Source organism: Streptomyces sp. NPDC046876 (assembly GCF_040645035.1).
GTDB lineage: Bacteria > Actinomycetota > Actinomycetes > Streptomycetales > Streptomycetaceae > Streptomyces.
In genome coordinates, this window is the sequence record NZ_JBEYXK010000046.1 from 1 (window position 1) to 21,424 (window position 21,424).

Below are 21,424 nucleotides of genomic sequence, written 5' to 3' on the forward strand. Positions count from 1 at the left end.
TTCTGGTCCGGGCAGAGCCCGGTACCCGGCGAAGCCGGGACCCTTGGGGCGCCGCCCCAAACCCCGCGCCTCAAACGCCGGCGAGGCTGAGTTTGCCCACCCCCGGCCTGGATACGGAAGGCCTCCCGCTTCGGCACCAGGCAACGCGCCGCCACCGGAAACGAGAGCCCGGCCAATCCAGCCCCGCCGGCGTTTGAGGCGCGGGTCCGGGCGGAGCCCGGTACCCGGCGAAGCCGGGATCCCTGGGGCAGCTCCCGCTTCGGACGTGTGGCAGCGGGGCTGCGAATGCCCGCCCGGATCGGCCCCCGGCCTGGGATGCTTGGGCGGGACAGGTATTCGGGAACGGCATGCGGGGGCAGGGGAATCGTGGAAGACAGGGTGCGGGTGGTCATCGCCGAGGACTCGGTGCTGCTGCGGGAGGGCCTGACCCGGCTGCTGACCGACCGGGGGCACGACGTCGTCGCCGGCGTCGGCGACGCGGAGGCCCTGGTCAAGACGGTGGCGGACCTCGCGGCCGAGGACGCGCTGCCGGACGTGGTGGTGGCCGACGTCCGCATGCCCCCGACGCACACCGACGAGGGCGTCCGGGCCGCCGTACGGCTGCGCCGCGAGTACCCCGGGATCGGCGTGCTCGTGCTGTCGCAGTACGTGGAGGAGCAGTACGCCACCGAACTGCTGGCCGGTTCCAGTACCGGGGTGGGGTATCTCCTCAAGGACCGCGTCGCAGACGTCCGGGAGTTCCTGGACGCCGTGGTCCGCGTGGCACGCGGCGGCACGGCCCTGGACCCCGAGGTGGTCGCCCAGCTGCTCGGCCGCAGCCGCAAGCAGGACGTCCTGGCGGGGCTGACCCCGCGCGAGCGCGAGGTGCTGGGCCTGATGGCCGAGGGTCGGACGAATTCGGCCGTGGCCAAGCAGCTCGTGGTCAGCGACGGGGCGGTGGAGAAGCACGTCAGCAACATCTTCATGAAGCTGGGCCTCTCCCCCAGCGAGGGGGACCACCGCCGGGTCCTGGCCGTCCTGACCTACCTGCGCTCGTGATCGAGGGCTTGTTCGAATCCTTGATCAACTGACACCCTGTCAGGTACGGCGTTACCGCTCCCGGCCGCACCGGGCTCGCACTATTTCCTGCACGGCAAGAAAAACTTCGGAACCCCGCTCTTACCGCGGATTCTCCCGAAATTCTGTCGATCGACCGCCCGAGAAAGCGGTCCAGAATATGAGCGCCCCCGAGCGGACCACTCGTGCCGACGTAGGGTTGACCTTGGGAGCGCGAACGCCACGCCTCGAAGGAGGTCCAGTTCAGTGACCAGCCAGGTCAGTAGTCCAGCCGAGCAGGCCGACGGGGCCGGTGGGGCCGAGGGAGCCGCCGAAGGAGCCGTCGTCGGCGAGCAGCGGTCGGCCCCTGCCGCACCCCCCGGCGCCAAGGAAGTACGCCGCCTCGACCGGGTGATCATCCGCTTCGCGGGTGACTCGGGCGACGGGATGCAGCTCACGGGTGACCGGTTCACCTCGGAGACGGCGTCCTTCGGGAACGACCTCTCCACCCTGCCGAACTTCCCGGCCGAGATCCGGGCACCCGCCGGCACCCTGCCGGGCGTCTCCTCGTTCCAGCTGCATTTCGCCGATCACGACATCCTGACGCCGGGCGACGCCCCGAACGTCCTGGTGGCGATGAATCCCGCCGCATTGAAGGCGAACATCGGGGACGTCCCGCGCGGCGCCGAGATCATCATCAATACCGATGAATTCACCAAGCGCCCGATGGCGAAGGTCGGCTACGAGACCTCGCCGCTCGAGGACGGCTCGCTGGGCGCCTACAACATCCACCCGGTGCCCCTGACGACCCTCACCGTCGAGGCGCTGAAGGACTTCGGGCTCTCCCGCAAGGAGGCCGAGCGCAGCAAGAACATGTTCGCGCTGGGCCTGCTGAGCTGGATGTACCACCGGCCGACCGAGGGAACCGAGACGTTCCTGCGGCAGAAGTTCGCCAAGAAGCCCGAGATCGCCGAGGCGAACGTCGCCGCCTTCCGGGCCGGCTGGAACTTCGGCGAGACGACCGAGGACTTCGCGGTCTCCTACGAGGTCGCCCCGGCCACGCGGGCCTTCCCGACCGGCACCTACCGCAACATCTCCGGGAACCTGGCCCTGTCCTACGGGCTGATCGCGGCGAGCCGCCAGGCCGACCTGCCGCTCTACCTGGGCTCGTACCCGATCACGCCGGCCTCGGACATCCTGCACGAGCTGAGCAAGCACAAGAACTTCGGCGTGCGGACCTTCCAGGCGGAGGACGAGATCGCCGGCATCGGCGCGGCGCTCGGCGCGGCCTTCGGCGGCGCGCTCGGCGTGACCACGACCTCCGGGCCCGGTGTGGCGCTGAAGTCCGAGACCATCGGGCTCGCGGTCTCGCTGGAGCTGCCGCTGCTGATCGTGGACATCCAGCGCGGCGGCCCCTCCACGGGCCTGCCGACCAAGACCGAGCAGGCGGACCTGCTCCAGGCCATGTACGGGCGCAACGGCGAGGCCCCGGTGCCGATCGTCGCCCCGCGCACCCCGGCGGACTGCTTCGACGCGGCCATGGAGGCCGCCCGGATCGCGCTGACGTACCGGACCCCGGTCTTCCTGCTCTCCGACGGGTACCTCGCCAACGGCTCCGAGCCTTGGCGGATCCCGGACGTGTCGGACCTGCCCGACCTGACGGTCCGGTTCGCCACCGCACCCAACCACGAGCTGGCGGACGGCACCGAGGTCTTCTGGCCCTACAAGCGCGACCCGCAGACCCTGGCCCGTCCCTGGGCGGTCCCGGGCACGCCCGGCCTGGAGCACCGGATCGGCGGCATCGAGAAGCAGGACGGCACGGGCAACATCAGCTACGACCCGGCCAACCACGACCTCATGGTCCGCACCCGGCAGGCCAAGGTCGACGGGATCGAGGTCCCGGACGTGGAGGTCGACGACCCGGACCAGGCGCGGACCCTGGTGATCGGCTGGGGCTCCACGTACGGCCCGATCACGGCCGCCGTGCGCCGGCTGCGGGCCGCCGGCGTGCCGATCGCCCAGGCCCACCTGCGCCACCTGAACCCCTTCCCGAGGAATCTCGGCGAGGTCCTTCGGCGTTACGAGAAGGTAGTGGTTCCGGAGATGAACCTCGGGCAGCTGGCCGGCCTGATCCGGGCGAAGTACCTGGTGGACGCCAGGTCGTACAACCAGGTCAACGGAATGCCGTTCAAGGCGGAGCAGCTCGCGAAGGCTCTCGAGGAGGCCGTGCAGCATGACTGAGGTGACCGACGCCCCGACCCGGCCGAGCCCGCTCTCCCTGGTCCCCAAGGCAGAGGCCAAGCAGTCCATGAAGGACTACAAATCGGACCAGGAGGTCCGCTGGTGTCCGGGATGCGGCGACTACGCGGTGCTGGCCGCGGTGCAGGGCTTCATGCCCGAGCTGGGGCTGGCCCGGGAGAACATCGTCTTCGTCTCCGGCATCGGCTGCTCCTCGCGTTTCCCGTACTACATGAACACGTACGGGATGCACTCCATCCACGGCCGCGCCCCCGCGATCGCGACCGGGCTGGCCACCTCCCGGCGCGACCTGTCGGTATGGGTGGTCACCGGTGACGGCGACGCCCTGTCCATCGGCGGCAACCACCTGATCCACGCTCTGCGGCGGAACGTCAACCTGAAGATCCTGCTGTTCAACAACCGGATCTACGGTCTGACCAAGGGCCAGTACTCGCCGACCTCCGAGCTCGGCAAGATCACCAAGTCGACGCCGATGGGCTCGCTGGACGCCCCGTTCAACCCGGTGTCGCTGGCCTTGGGCGCCGAGGCGTCCTTCGTGGCCCGCACGGTCGACTCCGACCGCAAGCACCTGACCGAGGTGCTGCGGGCGGCCGCGGACCACCCGGGCACGGCGCTGGTGGAGATCTACCAGAACTGCAACATCTTCAACGACGGCGCCTTCGAGGTCCTGAAGGACAAGGACCGGGCCGAGGAGGCGGTGATCCGCCTGGAGCACGGGCAGCCGATCCGCTTCGGCGCCGACGGCCACAAGGGCGTCGTGCGCAACCCGCAGACCGGGGACCTGGAGGTCGTCGACGTGACCGCGGAGAACGCCTCCCGGATCCTGGTGCACGACGCGCGCGCCGCCAGTCCCACCACGGCGTTCGCCCTGTCGCGGCTGGCCGACCCCGACACCCTGGACCAGACGCCGATCGGGGTGTTCCGCAGCGTGGAGCGGCCGGTGTACGACACGCTCATGGCGGAGCAGCTGGAGACGGCCGTCGACGCCAAGGGCAAGGGCGACCTGGCCACCCTGATGGCCGGCAACGACACCTGGACGGTCGTCGGCTAGTCCGTCCGCCCGCAGCCCGCGAGCCCGGGGTTCCTCCTTCAGGAGCCCCGGGCTTCGTCATACGCGGCGCGCGCCGCCTGCACGTCGGCGGTGCGCCGCTCGGTCCAGCGGGCCAGCGCCCACACCTGCTCGGCGGCCTCGCGCCCGAGCGCGGTCAGCGAGTAGTCCACGCGCGGCGGGATCACCGGCTTGGCGTCGCGCAGCAGGAAGCCGTCGCGCTCCAGGGTCTGCAGGGTCTGCGCCAGCATCTTCTCGCTGACGCCCCCGACCTCACGGCGCAGCTCGCTGAAGCGGTAGGAGCGCTCGTTGAGGGCGGCCAGGACGAGCACGCCCCAGCGGCTGGTGACGTGCTCCAGGACCCCGCGGGAGGGGCACATCGGTGCTTTCACGGAGGTCTGCGGCGGCGCGGCGACCCGGCCGGCGGGGCTGACCTGGTTGCTTACTCCCATACCAGTACCTTACTTCAAAGTGGGTACTTACGAATAGTTAGCGCGCTCCCTAGGGTGGTGTCACACCGCGAAACACCCGCGAACAGCAACGAACCGCAAGCAGGGAGCGCACACCATGAGCATCGTCGTCACCGGAGCCACCGGAGCCCTCGGCCGCCTCGTCGTCGAGGAGCTCCTCGGCAAGGTCCCCGCCGAGTCCGTCGCCGTCGTCGTCCGCGACAAGGCCAAGGCCGCCGACTTGGCCGAGCGCGGGGTCGAGGTGCGCATCGCCGACTACGACGCCCCCCAGACCCTCGCCGCCGCCTTCCGCGCGGGCGACCGCGTCCTGCTGATCTCCGGCAACGAGGTCGGCCGCCGCGTGCCGCAGCACACCGCCGTGATCGAGGCCGCGAAGGCCGCGGGCGTCGCCCAGCTCGCGTACACCGGCATCCTCGGCGGCCCCGAGGCCGACTTCGACCTGGCCGCCGAGCACAAGGTCACCGAGCAGGCCATCCTCGACTCCGGCCTGCCCCACACCTTCCTGCGCAACGGCTGGTACCACGAGAACTACACGCACCACCTCGCCACCGTCCTGGAGCACGGTGCGGTCGTCGGCAGCGCCGGCGAGGGCCGGGTCGCCTCCGCCGCGCGGGCGGACTACGCGGCCGCGGCGGCGGAGGTGCTGACCGGCGAGGGCCACCTGAACCGGGTCTACGAGCTCTCCGGCGACACCGCCTGGAGCCTCGCGGAGTACGCGGCCGAGGTCGCGGCCCAGTCCGGCAAGGAGGTCTCGTACGCCGAGGTCCCGGCCGACGCGCACCTGTCGATCCTGACCGGCGCGGGCGTCCCCGAGGGCTTCGCGGCCCTGCTGGTCGACGTGGACGCGGCGATCTCCCGCGGCCGCCTCGCCCACACCGGCGGCGACCTGTCCCGGCTCATCGGCCGCCCGACCACCCCGGTCGCGGACGCGATCGCCTCGGCCCTGGCCTGAGGCGCCGGCGCCCGCGCCGACACCAGCGCCGGCGCCATACGGAACCGGCCGGGCGGAACGCGTGAGTCCGCCCGGTCGGCGCCACGCAAGACCTCACCCGTGTCATGAGTATCTCCTGCTTATGGGCATGACATCGGAGGCGAACAGCGCTAGCTTCTGGTGTGAGGTTGGCTGAATTGCGACGGGAGGCCGGAGTGAAGGCGGACAGTGAGCAGCGCACGGGTCTGCTCTACGGATTCGGCGCATACGGGATGTGGGGCCTGGTCCCCCTCTTCTGGCCGCTCCTGAAGCCCGCCGGGGCCGTCGAGATCCTCGCCCACCGCATGGTGTGGTCCCTGGCCGTCGTCGGCGTGCTGCTGCTGGGCATGCGCCGCTGGGGCTGGATACGCGAGCTGCTGCGCCAGCCGCGCAAGCTGGGCCTGACCGCGCTGGCCGCCACGGTGATCTCCGTGAACTGGGGCCTGTACATCTGGGCCGTCAACCACGGCGCGGTCGTCGAGTCCAGCCTCGGCTACTTCATCAACCCGCTGGTCACCATCGCCATCGGCGTGCTGCTCCTCGGCGAGCGGCTGCGCCGCGCCCAGTGGGCGGCGGTCGGCATCGGCTTCCTCGCGGTGCTGGTGCTCGCCATCGGCTACGGGCGGCCGCCGTGGATCTCCCTGGTGCTGGCCTTCTCCTTCGCGACGTACGGGCTGATCAAGAAGAAGCTCAACATGGGCGGCGTGGAGTCCCTGGCCGCCGAGACGGCCCTGCTCTTCCTGCCCGCCCTCGGCTACCTGCTGTGGCTGGGCTCGCAGGGCCGCTCCAGCTTCGCCACCGGCAGCTTCGGGCACTCCGCGCTGCTCGCCTCGACGGGCCTGATCACCGCCGTGCCGCTGGTCTTCTTCGGTGCGGCCGCGATCCGGGTGCCGCTGTCCACGCTGGGTCTGCTGCAGTACCTGGCCCCGGTGTTCCAGTTCGCGCTCGGCGTCGTCTACTTCCACGAGGCCATGCCGCCCGAGCGGTGGGCCGGCTTCTCCCTGGTCTGGGCCGCCCTGACCCTGCTGACCTGGGACGCCCTGCACACGGCGCGGAAGAACCGGGCCCGCCTGGAGGAGATGGGAGCCGCCTCCGCCACGGAGGCCGCCCCCGCCGCTGCGGACGCCCCGGCCTCCGCGGAGGCCCCGGCCGCCCCGGCCGCCCCCGCCGCCCCGGCGCCGGAACGCGCGTAAGACTCCAGGGCGCCGCACGCCGCGGCGCCCCACTACCCCCTCGATCCCCGTCACGGAACTCCCGTGACGGGGATCGTCCGTTTTCCGAACGACTCTGACCGAAACTCGGTCTTGACGGACCGTCACACCCTCACTGAACATCAGGGCTCGCACTGACGCACGACTGCTCACCCGCGCCACCCGCACGTTCCGTTCAATCCCCAACGGAATTTCCGGAGCCCCCACATGAGCCTGTCCGTCTCCCGGCGCCTCGCCGCCGTGACCGCGCTCGCGGTCGCCGGCCTGTTCGCCCCAGCCGCCCCCGCCGCACTGGCCTCCCCCACGGCGGCCGCGGCCCCGACGCCGCCCGACATCCCGCTGGCCAACGTCAAAGCCCACCTGAGCCAGTTCCAGACCATCGCCACCAACAACGGCGGCAACCGCGCCCACGGCAAGACGGGCTACAAGGCCTCGATCGACTACGTGAAGGCCAAGCTGGACGCGGCGGGGTTCACCACCACGCTGCAGACCTTCACCAGCAGCGGCGCCACCGGCTACAACCTGATCGCCGACTGGCCCGGCGGTGACCCGAACTCGGTGCTGATGACCGGCTCGCACCTGGACTCGGTCACCGCCGGCCCCGGCATCAACGACAACGGCTCGGGCTCGGCCGCCGTGCTGGAGACGGCGCTGGCCGTCTCGCGCGCGCAGCTCCAGCCGACCAAGCACCTGCGGTTCGGCTGGTGGGGCGCGGAGGAACTGGGCCTGGTCGGGTCCAAGTACTACGTCAACAGCCTCTCGGCCACGGAGAAGGCGAAGATCTCCGGCTACCTGAACTTCGACATGATCGGCTCGCCGAACCCGGGCTACTTCGTCTACGACGACGACCCGACCATCGAGCAGACCTTCAAGACGTACTTCGCGGGCCTGAACATCCCCACCGAGATCGAGACCGAGGGCGACGGCCGCTCCGACCACGCCCCGTTCAAGAACGCGGGCATCCCGGTCGGCGGGCTGTTCTCCGGTGCCGACTACACCAAGACGGCCGCGCAGGCGCAGAAGTGGGGCGGCACCGCCGGCCAGGCCTTCGACCGCTGCTACCACTCGTCCTGCGACACATCGGCGAACATCGACGACACCGCCCTGGACCGCAACGCGGACGCGATCGCCTACGCGGTCTGGAACCTGGGCGCGGCCACGCCGGTCCCGCCCGGCCCGTCGTTCGAGAACACGGCGGACGTGAACATACCGGACTCCCCCGGCGCCGCGGTGACCTCGCCGGTCACGGTCTCCGGCGTCACGGGCAACGCCCCGGCCACCACCAAGGTGGACGTGAACATCGTCCACACCTACCGCGGCGACCTGGTGATCGACCTGATCGCCCCGGACGGCACGGCGTACCGGCTGAAGAACTCCTCGAGCTCGGACTCCGCGGACAACGTCGTGGCCTCGTACACGGTCAACGCCTCCAGCGAGGTGGCCAACGGTGTCTGGAAGCTCCAGGTCAAGGACGTGGCGGCGCAGGACACCGGCTACATCAACAGCTGGAAGATCACCTTCTGAGCAGCGGCCCACCCGGCCCCGGCGGTGCTACGCGCCGTCGGGGCCGGTCGCCTTCGGCGCGGCCGAGGCGTCCTGCGGCTCCCGGATCAGGGCGCGCAGCTCCTCGGCCACGGCGGACACGTCGGCGCGGCCCAGCTTCGCCGCCTCGACCAGGTCGCCGAGCTGCTCGGGCGAGGGCAGCTGCTCGGCTCCCGCCACCCGCAGGTACGAGCGGGTGGCGGCGGCCGCGTAGAACTCGTTCATCGGCGATTCCAGCGCCGGGCACACGGCGAGGGTGTGCAGGAACGCGGCGGCCCGCCACGCGGTGTCGGGGGCGGGCTGTTCGGGGACCATGACCAGGTCGTTCTGGTGCCGGGCGACCGCGGCGGCCACCCCGGAGGGATCCCACACGGCGGGATCGGACGGGAGATGGTGGGCCAGGGCAGTCCAGGCCCACTCCATGGTGATCTTCAATTGCCGAACCGCTCCTGGAAGTAGCCCCAGTGGTCGGCGAACTCCTCTATGCCGGACAGGAAGTTCTTCCGGTCCTCGTCGAGCTCGCGCTCCGTGACCTCGGTGATCAGCGCGGTGACCGTCGTGCCCAGTGCCGCCGCGCGCGCCTTGAGGCGGTCGTGGAACTCCTCGTCCAGGCGGATGGTGACGTGTCTCGACATGCCTGTCACGGTACAGCGGGGCCGCTGTACGCAGGGCGGGAACGGCCGAAGGGTGGGCAGGGACACAGTCCCCGCCCACCCGTTGCCGGTCGCGGCGGCCGTCCGGCGGCCGCGCGGCGGCTACTTGTTCGCGTTGGCCGCCTGCACCAGCGCGTCCTTGGTGACGGCGCCGACATAGACCTTGCCGTCGTCCGTGATCAGTGCGTTGACCAGGCGGGTCTTGAAGAGCCGTCCCTCGCCGAAGGACCCCTTGACCTTGTCCCCGAGGGAGTTCAGGAACTGCTTGGCCTCCTTGGGGGCGTTCTTGTCGTTCTCGATGTCCTTCAGGCTGCGGCCCGCGCCGGTGTCGATGCGGGCGATGGCCGACCAGCCCTCGCCGAGGACCTTCGCGCCGCCGTGCTCGCCGCCGGCCCCGCCCGGGCCGCCCGCGCCGCCGGTGATGGCCCCGAGGCCCGGGAAGGCGTCCAGGCCCTTGAACTCCTTGCCGTGGTGACCGGGTCCGCCCTTGGCCGCATCGCCCTTGACCTCGCCGGCCCCGCCCTCGGTCACCTTGGCGCCCTTGGGCGGGGTGAAGGCGAAGGTGTCGGCTGCGGGCTTGGCGAAGTCCACCTTGGTGAAGCCGGCGTCCACGACGGGCTTGCCGCCCTCGGCCGCGAGCAGCTGCACGCGCAGCGGCACGCCGTTCTTCGCGTCCACCGCGATCTTGACCGAGCCGACGGTGGAGCCGCCGTGCTTGGGCTTCAGCACCAGCTGGTAAGCGTCCCGGCCGGCCACCTGGGCGGTCTCGCCGACGCTGATGTCGGTGGTCGGCCCGGCGGACTCGATGACCTCCTGGGCGATCTGCTGCGGCGAGGCCGCGAGCCGGTCGGCGGTCTTCTTGTGGTCCTCGCCGGGGGACTTGGCCGCCTCGGGGTCCTTCTCGTGCCAGACCTCGTTGGCCTTGCTGTCGTAGCCCCAGACGTCCGCGCCGTTGTGGACGATGCTGTACTCGTCCTTGCCGTCGACGAACGTCAGCTTCTGGCGGTCCGGCCCGTCGGCCGCGACGCGCACGGTGTGGGTGCCGCTCGCCAGCTGGGCGATCTTGTCCTGCGGGTCGGCCGAGCCCCCGGAGACACCGCCGCCCCCCGCGCCGCCGAGCAGGCCGCTCGCGAAGGTCGGCAGCCCCAGGTCCGTGCTGATCTTGGCGCTGCCGGACAGCTGCTGCACGTCCGAGGCGGCGATCTTCTCGATCAGCTGCTGGGCCGTCACCTTCGGCAGGTCCGGGCTGCCGGCGTTGGCGAAGGCCGGGACCATCGCGACCGTCGCCGCGGCCACGCCCGCCACCGCCACCGGTACGGCGTACCGGGCGGCCTTGCGGGTCTTTGCGTTCGTTGCCATGTCTGCCCTACCTCTTTGTGTACGGCGGCGGCCTTCCTTCATGCCTGTACGTGTCCACCCCGCGCCGCCACTCTCACCCGATCTGGTGGGGATGTGTCTCCATCTGACCAAAACGGCAGGGGTCGGGGCGTCACTCCGCGGAATCAACTCCGCGTACGCCCAAGGGATGACACGACGAGGGCCCCGCACCCCCTACCCGTAGGGGATGCGGAGCCCTGTGGCAGTACCTGCCGCCGTGGTCCTCGCGCGGAAGAGACGGCCTAGCCGGCGCGGTGCACCACCGCGTCGCACAGCTCCTCCAGCGCCGACTTGGCGAAGCAGTCGGGCAGCGGCGCGAGCATGTCGCGGGCGTCCTGCGCGTACTGGATGGTGTCGCGGCGGGCCCGCTCCAGCGCGGGGTGCACGCGCAGCCGGGAGAGCACCTCGGCGTGGCGGGCGTCGTCGCCGAGGTCGCCGTCCAGGAGGCGTACGAGCTCCAGGTCGGCGGGGTCGCCGCCCTGGGCCGCCATCTCGCGCAGGCGCAGCACGGGCAGCGTCGGGATGCCCTCGCGCAGGTCGGTGCCCGGGGTCTTGCCGGACTCGTGGGAGTCGGAGGCGATGTCGAGGACGTCGTCGGCGAGCTGGAAGGCGGTGCCGAGGCGTTCGCCGTACTGGGTGAGGATGTCGACGACCGACTCGTCCGCGCCGGACATCATCGCGCCGAACCGGCCGGAGACCGCGATCAGCGAGCCGGTCTTGCCGGCGATGACGTCGAGGTAGTGCGCTACCGGGTCGCGGCCGTCGCGCGGGCCGGCCGTCTCCAGGATCTGGCCGGTCACGAGCCGCTCGAAGGCCTCGGCCTGGACGCGGACGGCCTCCGGGCCGAGGTCCGCCAGGATGTGCGAGGCACGGGCGAACAGGAAGTCACCCGTCAGGACGGCCACCGAGTTGCCCCAGCGGGTGTTGGCGCTGGCCACGCCGCGGCGGACCTCCGCCTCGTCCATGACGTCGTCGTGGTAGAGCGTCGCCAGATGGGTGAGCTCCACGACGACCGCGGAGGGGACGATGCCCGGCGCGTAGGGGTCGCCGAAGCGGGACGCGAGCATGACCAGCAGCGGCCGGAACCGCTTGCCGCCGGCCTTGACCAGGTGCTGTGCGGCCTCGGTGATGAAGGGGACTTCGCTCTTGGTGGCCTCCAGCAGACCCGCCTCGACGGCGGCCAGTCCGGCCTGGACATCGGTCTCAAGAGCCTGGTCCCGCACGCTCAGTCCGAACGGCCCGACGACGGTCACGAGGGGTACTCCTGTCTGCTGACGATCACGCTGACGATCACCTGGATTGTCGATGTGTCGCTGCCATCACTCAAGCCAGCGTATCCGGTCTGTTTTCGATCACCGAGAGCACCCGTCACGCCGCCGCCGGAGCGCGGTCCGACACGTCCCGGTATGTTCGTGTCATCCCGAAACAACCGGAGATACCTTTCTGAAGTAGTTTGCCGGGTGCCGGGACTCTGACCGGCCGTGGCGTCCGAGCCGGAGGCGGGCATGCTCATCCGTACCGAGTTCCCGTACGGGACCACCCGCGAGGACGTCCGGATCCCGATGCCCGACGGCGTACGGCTGTACGCGCGGATCTGGCGCCCCGTGACGGACGCGCCCGTCCCGGCCCTGCTGGAGTACCTGCCGCACCGGCTGACGGACGCCACCGCCCCGCGCGACGCCCAGCGCCACCCCTGGTACGCGGGCCACGGCTACGCTTCCGTGCGGGTTGACGTACGCGGCCACGGCTGCAGCGGCGGCCGCCCCGGCGACCGGTACGCCCCGCGGGAACTCGCCGACGGGGTCGCGGTGGTGGAGTGGCTGGCGGCGCAGCCGTGGTGCACGGGGTCCGTGGGGATGTTCGGGATCGGATGGGGAGGCACCGCCGCCCTCCAGATCGCGGCGTTCTCCCCCGAGGCCCTCAAGGCGGTGGTGACGGTCGGCTCCACCGACGACCGCTTCGACAACGACGGCCACGGCGCGGGCGGCTGCGTACCGGCCGAGGCCGTGGCCGCACGGTCGGCGGCCCTGCTGGCCCTCACCGCCCGCCCGCCCGACCCGCTGTACGCCGGCGACGGCTGGCGCGAGCAGTGGCTGGCCCGGCTGGAGGCCGTGGAGCCGGCCGTCCACGCCTGGCTGGCGCACGGCACCCGCGACGACTACTGGCGCCACGGCAGCGTCTGCGAGGACTACGGGGCCATCGGCGCGGCCGTCCTCGCCGTCGGCGGCCTGTACGACCCGCACCGGGACACGGTGCTGCGCCTCGTCACCCACCTGCCCGCCGACCGGGTCCGCGGGCTGCTCGGGCCCTGGCCGCACGACTACCCGGACCGCGCCGCGGCGCCGGGACCCGCGATCGGCTTCCTCCAGGAGACGCTGCGCTGGTGGGACCACTGGCTGCGGGGCGCGGCCAACGGGGCCATGGACACCCCGCTGCTGCGGTCCTGGATCGCACCGTCGCACCCGCCGGCTCCCGCGTACGAGGCGCTGCCGGGGCGCTGGGTCGGGGAGGCCGCCTGGCCCTCGCCGGCCGTCACCCCGGTCACGTACGGGTTCCAGGGCGTGCCGGTGGCCGTGGCCTCGCCGCAGCAGACCGGGGTGGACGCGGGCCGGTCCCTGCCGGTCGGGGGCTCCGCCGACCTGCCGCCGGACCAGCGCGCGGAGGACGCGCGGTCCGCCTGCTTCGAGTTCCCGGTGGCGGGCGCCGCGCCCGTGGAGGTCCTGGGCCGGCCGCGGGCCGTGCTCCGGCTGCGGATGGACGTCCCGTACGGGCAGGTGGCGGCCCGCCTGTGCGACGTGGCCCCGGACGGCTCCTCCACCCTGGTCACCCGGGGCGCGCTGAACCTCTCGGCCCGCCTCGGCCGGGACAAGGCGGTGCCGTGGCCGGTGGGCGCGTACGAGGACGTGGTCGTCGAGCTGGGCGCCACCGGGCACGCCTTCGCCCCGGGCCACCGCATCCGGCTCGCCCTCTCCTCCGCCTACTGGCCGTGGCTCTGGCCGCGGGCCGGCTCCGGGGCCGGCTGGACCCTGGACCCGGCGGGCAGCGCGCTGGTCCTGCCGGTGCGGGGGGCGTCGCCCTCGGAGCCGGGCATCGTGTTCGAGCCGCCCGAGCAGGCCGAGCCGCTCGGGGCGGCCGTCCCGGCCACGCTGGACGAGCCGCGCCCGGAGCGGCTGGTCGTACGGGACGTGGCGCGCGGCGCGTGGCGGCTGGAGGTGGACCCGCGCCGCGGCGGGACCCGGCTCCACCCGGACGGCCTGGAGTACGGCGAGGAGGCCACCGAGGTGTACGAGATCCAGGAGGCGGACCCGCTGTCGGCCCGGACCCGCGCCGACTGGCGGATCCGCCTGCACCGCCCCGAACCGGCATGGGACGTCCGGATCGAGACCCACTCGGACATCACCTGCGAGGAGGGCGCCTTCCTGACCTCGGACGAACTGGTGTGCCGGGAGGGCGGTGAAATCGTCTTCCACCGCACCTGGCAACGCCGCCTCCCCCGCGCGGCGGGCTGAGCCGTTCGGCTCCGCCGGTGTTCGAGCCTCGGGTTCTGGGGCGGAGGGGCACCACCCAGCGGTAGCCGGGGGAGCAACCCGGCTCCGCCGGGCCCCGGGCTCCGCCCGGACCCGCGCCTCAAACGCCGGCGGGGCTGGGTTTGCCGGACTCCCGGCTTAGGCGTCGGCGAAACCGGCGAGGCTGGACTTGCCGGACTCCCGCCTTAGGCATCGGCGGAAGCCAGCCGGGCTTCTGGGGCTCTGCCCCGGCCCCCGCGCCTCAATCGCCGGCGGGGCTGGATGGGCCGGACCCGGCTTCGCATGGCGACGGCCCGGCCGACGCGGCCCGCCTTCGAAGCGGCGGGTGGGCGCAATCCAGCCCCGCCGGCGTTTGAGGCGCGGGGTCCGGGGCGGAGCCCCGGGGGCCACGGCTGCGGTCAGCCGAACAGTCGCTCCAGTACCACCGCGATCCCGTCCTGCTCGTTGGACAGCGTCACCTCGTCGGCGACCGCGACCAGCTCCCGATGGGCATTGGCCATGGCCACGCCATACGCCGCCCACGCAAACATGGGGACGTCATTCGGCATGTCGCCGAAGGCGATGGTCTGCGCCGGCCCGACCCCCAGCAGCCCCGCGGCCAGCGCCAGCCCGCTCGCCTTGCTCACACCCGTCGGCTGGAGCTCCACGGTGTGCTCCCCGGCCATCGTCACGTTGACCAGGTGCCCGACCACCCCCCGCGCCACCCGCGTCAGCTCGTCGTCGTCGAGCTCGGGGTGCTGCAGCAGCACCTTGTTGATGGGCGCCGCCCACAGATCGGCCCGCCCCGGCACCCGCACGGTCGGCAGGTGCGGGTGCGGCATCCGGTAGCCGGGCCCCATCAGCATCGCGGCGTGGACCCCCTCCTGGTCGACCGCCGCGTAGACCTCGCCGATCTCCGCCTCGATCTTGCCGAGCGCGACTTCCGCCAGCTCGCGGTCCATCTCCACGGAGTGCAACAGGCTCCCGCGCGCCGCGTCATACACCTGCGCGCCCTGCCCGCACACCGCGAGCCCCGTGTACCCAAGGCTGTCGAGGACATGGCGGACCTGCGGAACGGGGCGCCCGGTGACGATGATGTGCTGCGCGCCCGCGGCGCGCGCCGTCGCGAGCGCCGCGTACGAGCGGGCGGAGACGGTGTCTCCGGCGCGCAGCAGGGTCCCGTCCAGGTCAGTGGCGATCAAAGAGAAAGGGAGGGCCGAAAGCGGGGCGGAAGTCACGGCGCAAGGATACGGACCCCAGTGGACAAGTCCTACAAATAGCGCCCGAATCCGGCCTCCCGCAGGCCCCACCAGCCACGTAACGTATCAACCAGCCCCCGGGACACCCCCCGGACCGCGTCGAAAGCGAGGCAGTACCCCATGCCCCAGCAGAGCCCCCTCGATGTCCCCGAGGGCGACCCGTTCGGGCCGCACAACCTCCCGTACGGCGTCTTCTCCACCGACGGCGACGCCCGCCGCCGCATCGGCGTGCGGATCGGCGGACACGTGCTCGACGCGGGGGCCGCCGCGGACGCGCTCGGCTCCCCGTACGCCGAACTGCTCGGGCAGTCCTCGCTCAACCCGCTGCTGGCCGCGGGCCGCACCGCCTGGCGCGACGTGCGCCGCGCCCTGACCGCCTGGGTCACCGACCCCGGCCACCGCGCGACCGTGGAACCGCACGTCCTCCCGCTGGACGCGGTCACCCTGCACCTGCCGTACGAGGTCGCCGACTACGTCGACTTCTACGCCAGCGAGCACCACGCCACCAACGTGGGCCGCATGTTCCGCCCCGACGGCGAGCCGCTCACCCCCAACTGGAAGCACCTGCCGATCGGTTACCACGGCCGCTCCGGCACCATCGTCGTCTCCGGCACCGACGTCGTGCGCCCCTCGGGGCAGCGCAAGACCCCCGCCGACGCCGCGCCGGTCTTCGGCCCGTCGGTCAAGCTCGACATCGAGGCCGAGGTCGGCTTCGTCGTCGGCACCCCCTCCCGGATGGGCAGCCCGGTCGCCCTCGGCGACTTCGAGGACCACGTCTTCGGCCTGTTCCTCCTCAACGACTGGTCCGCGCGCGACATCCAGGCCTGGGAGTACGTCCCGCTCGGCCCCTTCCTCGGCAAGTCCTTCGCCACCTCCGTCTCCGCCTGGGTGACCCCGCTGGAGGCCCTGGACGCCGCCCGCGTCGCCCCGCCGGCCCGCGACTTCCCGCTGCTGCCCTACCTCGACGACGCCGAGGCCGAGCGGCCCGGCGGCTTCGACCTGCACATCACCGTCTCCATCAACGGGCAGGAGGTCGCGCAGCCGCCGTTCGCGACGATGTACTGGACCGCCGCCCAGCAGCTCGCCCACATGACCGTCAACGGCGCCTCCCTGCGCACCGGCGACGTCTTCGGCTCCGGCACGGTCAGCGGCCCCGAGGTGGCCCAGCGCGGCTCCCTGCTGGAGCTCACCTGGAACGGCCGCGACGCCATCGAGCTGACCGACGGCAAGCGCACCTTCCTCGAGGACGGCGACACGGTCACCCTCACCGCCTGGGCCCCCGGGCCGGCCGGCACCCGCGTCGGCCTCGGCGAGGTCACGGGCCGCATCACGCCGTCCCACTGACGGCCCCGTCCCGCTGACCACCCCGGCGGGCGCCGCGCGCGCCCGCCGGACCCGGCCGTTCCGGTCCGCGGGACGCGCTCCGCCCACTCCGTGGGACGACAGCCGCCCGCGGGGTGGCGGATCTTTTTCGCCGCCCTGCGAAAGCACAGGTCACACGGGTCCCGCCCGGGGCCCGTAGTGGCGCAATACTGCGGCAACACCACCGGGTGCGAGCCGTCGGTATGTTCCCCCGCATGCCAGCCGAACGCACCCGTGAGCACGCCGTACCGGTCGCCGCCGCGCGCCGGCGGCGGCTGCGCGCGGACCAGGCGCGGCAGCTCGCCGACCTGCTGCGCCACCAGATCCTGGCGGGCGGCTTCCCCGGCGGGGTCCTCCCCCTGGAGGACGCACTCGCCGCCGACTACGGCGCCGGCCGCAACACCGTCCGCCAGGCCCTGGACCTGCTGCGCGGCGAGCGGCTCGTCGAACGCCGGCCCGGCGTCGGCACCGTCGTCGTCTGCGAGAAGTACCCCCACGGCCTCGACCGCCTCCAGGGCCTGGCCGAGACCCTGCACGAGCACGGGCAGGTGTCCAACGAGGTCCGCACCGTCGGCCCGGTGCGCGCCCCCGCCCCCGTCGCCGGCCGGCTGCGGCTGCCCGAGCACTGCGACGTGCTGTACATAGAGCGGCTGCGCCGCCTGAACGGCCTGCCGCTCTCCCTCGACCTCACCTACGTCCCCATGGACATCGGAGCCGAACTCCTCGGCTGCGACCTGGAGAACACCGACGTCTTCCGGCTGCTGGAGTCCCTGACCGGCCGGTCCCTCGGCCACGCCGAGATCACCCTGGAGGCCGTCAACGCCGACGCGCACTCCGCCGCCGTCCTGCAGGCCCCGCGCGGGGCCGCCGTCCTGATGCTGGAACGCCTCACCCACCTGGACGACGGCCGCCCCGTCGACCTGGAGTTCATCCGCTTCCGCGGCGACCGGATCACCATGAGCGGCCTGCTCCGCCGCTCCCTCTAGCGCCCCGGCACCCGGCACCCGGCACCCGGCCCCCGGCCCGGGCATTCCCCACCCCCTCCCTGGAGACAGCCATGCCTCTGGTCCCCCAGCGCGGCGACGTGCCCGTCACCATCGACGCCTCCCTGTGCATCGACGGCTGCACCCTCTGCGTCGACATGTGTCCGCTCGACTCGCTCGCGATCCACCAGGACAGCGGCAAGGCGTACATGCACGTCGACGAGTGCTGGTACTGCGGCCCCTGCGCCGCCCGCTGTCCCACCGGCGCGGTGGCCGTCAACATGCCCTACCTCCTGCGGTGAAAGGCCCTCCTCCGATGCGCAAGCGCAAGCCCAGAGCCCCGCTCGCCCCGCCCCTCGCCCTCGCCCTGCTCCTGGCCGCATCGGCCACCGCCTGCGGCAGCGCGAACGGCGCCGATGGCCCCCATGGCCCCGACGGCGCCGGCAAGACCGTCACGGTGACGGTCGGCTACCAGTCCAAGACCATCAACACCGTCACTGCCGGCACCCTCCTGCGCTCCCTCGGCTACTTCGAGGAGGAGCTCGCGGCACGCGGCAGGAAGGACCACGTCACGTACAAGGTCGAGTGGCAGGACTACGCCACCGGCGCACCCATCACCGCCCAGATGACCGCCGGGAAGATCGACATCGGCTCGATGGGCGATTTCCCGCTGCTCATCAACGCCGCCCGCGGCAAGGAGCTGAAGCAGCCCACCCACCTGGTGTCGGTGACCGGCTACAACCTGCGCGGCGGTCTCAACACGGTCGTCACCGCCCCCGACTCGAAGCTGGAGTCCCTCGCGGACCTGCGCGGCAAGAAGGTGTCCACCTCGGTCGGATCCGCCGCCGACGGCACCCTCGTACGGGCCCTGCAACGCGCCGGGATCGACCCGGAGAAGGGCATCCAGAAGCTCAACCAGCAGCCGAGCGTGGGCGCTTCGTCCCTCCAGGCGGGCAGCGCCGACGCGCTGTCGCAGTTCGTGGCGTGGCCGGGGCAGCTGGCGTACGAGGGGAAGGCCAAGGCCCTGTACGACGGCGCCGAGCTGAACCTGCCGACCTTCCACGGGGTCACGGTGCGGGAGAAGTTCGCCGCCGAACGGCCGGGCGTGCTGGACGACTTCCTGCGGGCGCAGCGCCGGGCCACCGACCACCTGCGCACGAAGCCGGTCGCCGCCGCCGAGGCGGTGGCGAAGGAGACCGGGCTCCCGGCGGAGGTCGTGTACCTGTACAACGGCGCGAACGGCATCGCGACCTTCGACCCGGCGCTGCGGCCCGAGCTGATCGCGGCGCTGAAGCAGAACGTGCCGGTGCTGAAGGACGCCAAGCTGGTCGGCGACGTGGACGTGGACGCGTTCGTGGACCCGGAGCCGCTGGAGCGGGCCGGCTCGGCGGGCGGCGCAGCCGACTACCCGGCGGCCGCGCCGGCCCGGCCCGAGCTGTGGCTGAAGGGGCAGGACACCACCCGCGGCTTCGACTCGCCGCGCGAGCTCCTCAAGGCGGTCAAGGCGGCGGGGGCGGACGTACGGGCGGCGTACGTGCCGGACGCGGTGACCGGCACCCTGTGGTTCGCGGACAAGGCCGTGTGGGTGGCGGAGGGCGCCGAGCTGCGGGCCTTCGTCACGCCCTCGGGCGCGAAGTCGTACGTCGAGCAGCACAGCGGGTCCGGGGCGCGGGTCGTCGGCTTCGCCGAAGCCGAAGGCATCGCGTCATGACGGCGCGGCGCAGGCTGCTGCGGGTGGCTTCGCTGGGGGCGGCCCTGGCGCTCTGGCAGGCCCTGACCTCCCTCGACGTAAACCTGTGGCTCCGCTTCGAGCAGTTCCCGACCGTCGGGGAGGTCGCGGCCCGGCTCGCCGAACGGGCCGCGACCGGCCCGTACTGGCAGGACCTGGCGGACAGCCTGCGCCGCATCGTCTCCGGCTTCGCACTGGCCGCGGTGCTGGGCGTGGCGCTGGGCACGGCGCTGGCCCGCTCGCGGACGGCCTCGGACCTGCTGGGCCCGGTCCTGGAGGTCCTGCGCCCGATCCCGGCGATCGCCCTGGTCCCGGTGGCGATCCTGCTCTTCCCGTCCAACGAGCAGGGCATCGTCTCCATCACCTTCGCGGCGGCGTTCTTCCCGGTGCTGGTCTCGACCCGGCACGCGGTGGCCGCGCTGTCCCCGGTGTGGGAGGAGGCCGTCCTGACGATGGGCGGCGGCCGGGCGCGGATCCTGCTGTCGGTCGTCCTCCCCGGCGCCCTGCCGGGCATCTTCTCCGGGCTGTCGGTGGGGATCGGGGTCGCGTGGATCTGCGTGATCTCCGCCGAGATGATCTCCGGGGAGTACGGGGTGGGCTACCGGACCTGGCAGGACTACACGGTGGTCGACTACCCGGGCGTCTTCGTCGGCATGGCCACCATCGGCGCCCTGGGCTGGCTGACCTCCACGGCGGTGGAACGCGCCGGCCGCCGCCTCACCGCATGGCTCCCCCGCCCCGCCACGACCCCGCCGCCGGCCACCCGGGATTCCCAGCCCGCGCGACGTTCGAGCCCACCCGATCCGGAGCGCCGAGACTCCCACCCCGCACGGCGTTCAAGCCCACCCGATCCGGAGCGCCAAGACTCCCACCCCACGCGGCCTTCAAGCCCACCCGATCCGGAGCGCCGGGACTCCCACCCCACGCGGCCTTCGAGCCCACCCGATCCGGAGCGCCGGGATATCCAGCCCGCGCGGCGTTTGAGCGCACCCGGTGCGGAGCGCCGGGACTCCCACCCCACGCGGCCTTCGAGCCCACCCGATCCGGAGCGCGGGGACCTCCAGCCCGCGCGGCGTTTGAGCGCACCCGGTGCGGAGCGCCGGGACGGGGGCCGGGGCGGAGCTCCGGGAAACGGTGAAAGGGCGGGTGGGGGAACCGCCCCGCAGGGCACGACCACCGGAGGGACGCAGAAGTGACCACCCTGACCACCCCGACCCTCACCACCCGGAGGGACGGCGCCGCCCTCGCCCTGCGCGGGGCCCGGCTCGGCCGGGGCGGGACCGCCGTCCTCGACGGGGTCGACCTCGACGTCCGGGCCGGCGAGGTGCTGGCCGTCGTCGGACCCTCCGGCTGCGGCAAGTCGACGCTGCTCCGCACCCTGGCCGGCCTGCTCCCGCCGCTGGCCGGCACGGTCACGCAGGACGGTGCGCCCGTCACCCGCCCCGGCGCCGACCGCGCCCTCGTCTTCCAGGACGACGCCCTGCTGCCCTGGCGGACCGCCCGCGCCAACGTCGAGCTCCCGCTCGCCATCCGCGGCACGCCCAGGGCCGAGCGCCGCCGCACCGCCGAGGACTGGCTGGCCCGCGTCGGCCTCGCCGACCACGCGCACAGGCTCCCGCACCGCCTCTCCGGCGGCCAGCGCCAGCGCGTGCAGCTGGCCCGCGCCCTCGCCGCGCGCCCCCGCGCCGTCCTCATGGACGAGCCGTTCGGCGCGCTCGACGTGCAGACCCGCGCCGGGATGCAGGACCTCCTCGTCGACGTCCTCGCCGGCACCGGCGCCACCGTCGTCTTCGTCACCCACGACGTGGACGAGGCCCTGTTCCTCGGCGACCGCGTCGCCCTCCTCGGCACCGGCACCGGCACGGGCCGCGGCAGCGGCGGCGTACGCGTGCTCGACGTACCCGGCCCCCGCGACCGGGCCGCCACCGACCACCCCGAGCGCACCGCGCTGCGCCGGCGGATCGTCGACTCCCTCTGACCACCCCCGAGCCACCCCCGGCCCCCGGCCCCCGACCCCCGA

Annotated in this window: 18 protein-coding genes and 1 pseudogene; 13 read left to right on the forward strand and 6 right to left on the reverse strand. The window is 72.8% G+C overall.

Translation table 11 applies throughout. The features are described from left to right. The first annotated feature begins 378 nt into the window (after window positions 1–378). The 3 genes from ABZ924_RS22910 (at window position 379) to ABZ924_RS22920 (ending at window position 4,345) form a co-directional block, all read left to right on the forward strand. Window positions 379–1,038, forward strand: a complete 660-nt coding sequence (locus ABZ924_RS22910) for a response regulator transcription factor (protein ID WP_361912854.1) — start codon at window positions 379–381, stop codon at window positions 1,036–1,038. A gap of 264 nt (window positions 1,039–1,302) precedes the next feature. Next, window positions 1,303–3,276: a 2-oxoacid:acceptor oxidoreductase subunit alpha gene (locus tag ABZ924_RS22915; protein WP_361912744.1), complete on the forward strand. Its 1,974-nt coding sequence runs from the start codon at window positions 1,303–1,305 to the stop codon at window positions 3,274–3,276. Next, complete coding sequence (locus ABZ924_RS22920; protein WP_361912747.1) at window positions 3,269–4,345, forward strand: 2-oxoacid:ferredoxin oxidoreductase subunit beta; 1,077 nt, start codon at window positions 3,269–3,271, stop codon at window positions 4,343–4,345. Before ABZ924_RS22915 ends, ABZ924_RS22920 begins: the two co-directional genes overlap by 8 nt. Window positions 4,346–4,383: 38 nt before the next feature. Here the strand turns inward: ABZ924_RS22920 and ABZ924_RS22925 are convergent, their stop codons facing one another. Further along, window positions 4,384–4,722 (reverse strand): helix-turn-helix domain-containing protein, encoded by a 339-nt coding sequence (locus tag ABZ924_RS22925; RefSeq protein ID WP_361912857.1) that lies wholly within the window; start codon window positions 4,720–4,722, stop codon window positions 4,384–4,386. 187 nt (window positions 4,723–4,909) lie between these two features. Between ABZ924_RS22925 and ABZ924_RS22930 the strand changes: the two genes are divergently transcribed. The 3 genes from ABZ924_RS22930 to ABZ924_RS22940 all read left to right on the forward strand — a co-directional run bounded on the left by ABZ924_RS22930 (window position 4,910) and on the right by ABZ924_RS22940 (window position 8,517). Next, window positions 4,910–5,764 (forward strand): SDR family oxidoreductase, encoded by an 855-nt coding sequence (locus ABZ924_RS22930; RefSeq protein ID WP_361912750.1) that lies wholly within the window; start codon window positions 4,910–4,912, stop codon window positions 5,762–5,764. Between the two features lie 194 nt (window positions 5,765–5,958). After that, window positions 5,959–6,975, forward strand: a complete 1,017-nt coding sequence (gene rarD, locus ABZ924_RS22935) for an EamA family transporter RarD (protein ID WP_361912753.1) — start codon at window positions 5,959–5,961, stop codon at window positions 6,973–6,975. A gap of 225 nt (window positions 6,976–7,200) precedes the next feature. Further along, window positions 7,201–8,517: a M28 family metallopeptidase gene (locus tag ABZ924_RS22940; RefSeq protein ID WP_361912756.1), complete on the forward strand. Its 1,317-nt coding sequence runs from the start codon at window positions 7,201–7,203 to the stop codon at window positions 8,515–8,517. A gap of 27 nt (window positions 8,518–8,544) precedes the next feature. Here the strand turns inward: ABZ924_RS22940 and ABZ924_RS22945 are convergent, their stop codons facing one another. From ABZ924_RS22945 to ABZ924_RS22960, 4 genes are all read right to left on the reverse strand, one after another. Then, entirely contained in the window at window positions 8,545–8,970 is a 426-nt protein-coding gene (locus ABZ924_RS22945; RefSeq protein WP_361912759.1) for a hypothetical protein, read from the reverse strand. Continuing rightward, window positions 8,967–9,170, reverse strand: a complete 204-nt coding sequence (locus ABZ924_RS22950) for a ribbon-helix-helix domain-containing protein (RefSeq protein ID WP_344163314.1) — start codon at window positions 9,168–9,170, stop codon at window positions 8,967–8,969. The genes ABZ924_RS22945 and ABZ924_RS22950 overlap by 4 nt, the downstream gene beginning before the upstream one ends. 120 nt (window positions 9,171–9,290) lie before the next feature. Continuing rightward, window positions 9,291–10,547, reverse strand: a complete 1,257-nt coding sequence (locus ABZ924_RS22955) for a DUF2092 domain-containing protein (RefSeq protein ID WP_361912762.1) — start codon at window positions 10,545–10,547, stop codon at window positions 9,291–9,293. A gap of 260 nt (window positions 10,548–10,807) precedes the next feature. Beyond that, entirely contained in the window at window positions 10,808–11,818 is a 1,011-nt protein-coding gene (locus ABZ924_RS22960; protein ID WP_361912765.1) for a polyprenyl synthetase family protein, read from the reverse strand. 252 nt (window positions 11,819–12,070) lie between these two features. Between ABZ924_RS22960 and ABZ924_RS22965 the strand changes: the two genes are divergently transcribed. Then, on the forward strand, window positions 12,071–14,074 hold the full coding sequence (locus ABZ924_RS22965) for a CocE/NonD family hydrolase (RefSeq protein ID WP_361912768.1): 2,004 nt from the start codon (window positions 12,071–12,073) through the stop codon (window positions 14,072–14,074). 416 nt (window positions 14,075–14,490) lie between these two features. Here the strand turns inward: ABZ924_RS22965 and ABZ924_RS22970 are convergent, their stop codons facing one another. Continuing rightward, the gene (locus ABZ924_RS22970; protein ID WP_361912771.1) at window positions 14,491–15,309 is read right to left on the reverse strand and encodes an HAD family hydrolase; all 819 of its coding nucleotides are present in this window, start codon (window positions 15,307–15,309) and stop codon (window positions 14,491–14,493) included. 141 nt (window positions 15,310–15,450) lie between these two features. Between ABZ924_RS22970 and fahA the strand changes: the two genes are divergently transcribed. The 6 genes and pseudogenes from fahA (at window position 15,451) to ABZ924_RS23000 (ending at window position 21,382) form a co-directional block, all read left to right on the forward strand. Then, a complete protein-coding gene (fahA, locus tag ABZ924_RS22975; protein WP_361912774.1) occupies window positions 15,451–16,674 on the forward strand; it encodes a fumarylacetoacetase in 1,224 nt (407 codons plus the stop codon). Window positions 16,675–16,907: 233 nt separating this feature from the next. After that, window positions 16,908–17,678, forward strand: a complete 771-nt coding sequence (locus ABZ924_RS22980; protein WP_361912777.1) for a GntR family transcriptional regulator — start codon at window positions 16,908–16,910, stop codon at window positions 17,676–17,678. Between the two features lie 71 nt (window positions 17,679–17,749). Beyond that, window positions 17,750–17,977, forward strand: coding sequence for a ferredoxin family protein (locus tag ABZ924_RS22985; protein WP_361912780.1), 228 nt, complete (start codon window positions 17,750–17,752; stop codon window positions 17,975–17,977). Between the two features lie 14 nt (window positions 17,978–17,991). Continuing rightward, window positions 17,992–19,386 carry an ABC transporter substrate-binding protein gene (locus ABZ924_RS22990; RefSeq protein WP_361912783.1) on the forward strand — a complete coding sequence of 465 codons (1,395 nt, stop codon included), beginning with the start codon at window positions 17,992–17,994 and terminating at the stop codon, window positions 19,384–19,386. Beyond that, a pseudogene (locus ABZ924_RS22995) lies at window positions 19,383–20,141 on the forward strand (ABC transporter permease); the annotation flags it as partial. The gene ABZ924_RS22990 and the pseudogene ABZ924_RS22995, both read left to right, overlap by 4 nt. Before the next feature lie 464 nt (window positions 20,142–20,605). Continuing rightward, entirely contained in the window at window positions 20,606–21,382 is a 777-nt protein-coding gene (locus ABZ924_RS23000) for an ABC transporter ATP-binding protein (protein ID WP_361912860.1), read from the forward strand. Window positions 21,383–21,424 lie beyond the last annotated feature (42 nt).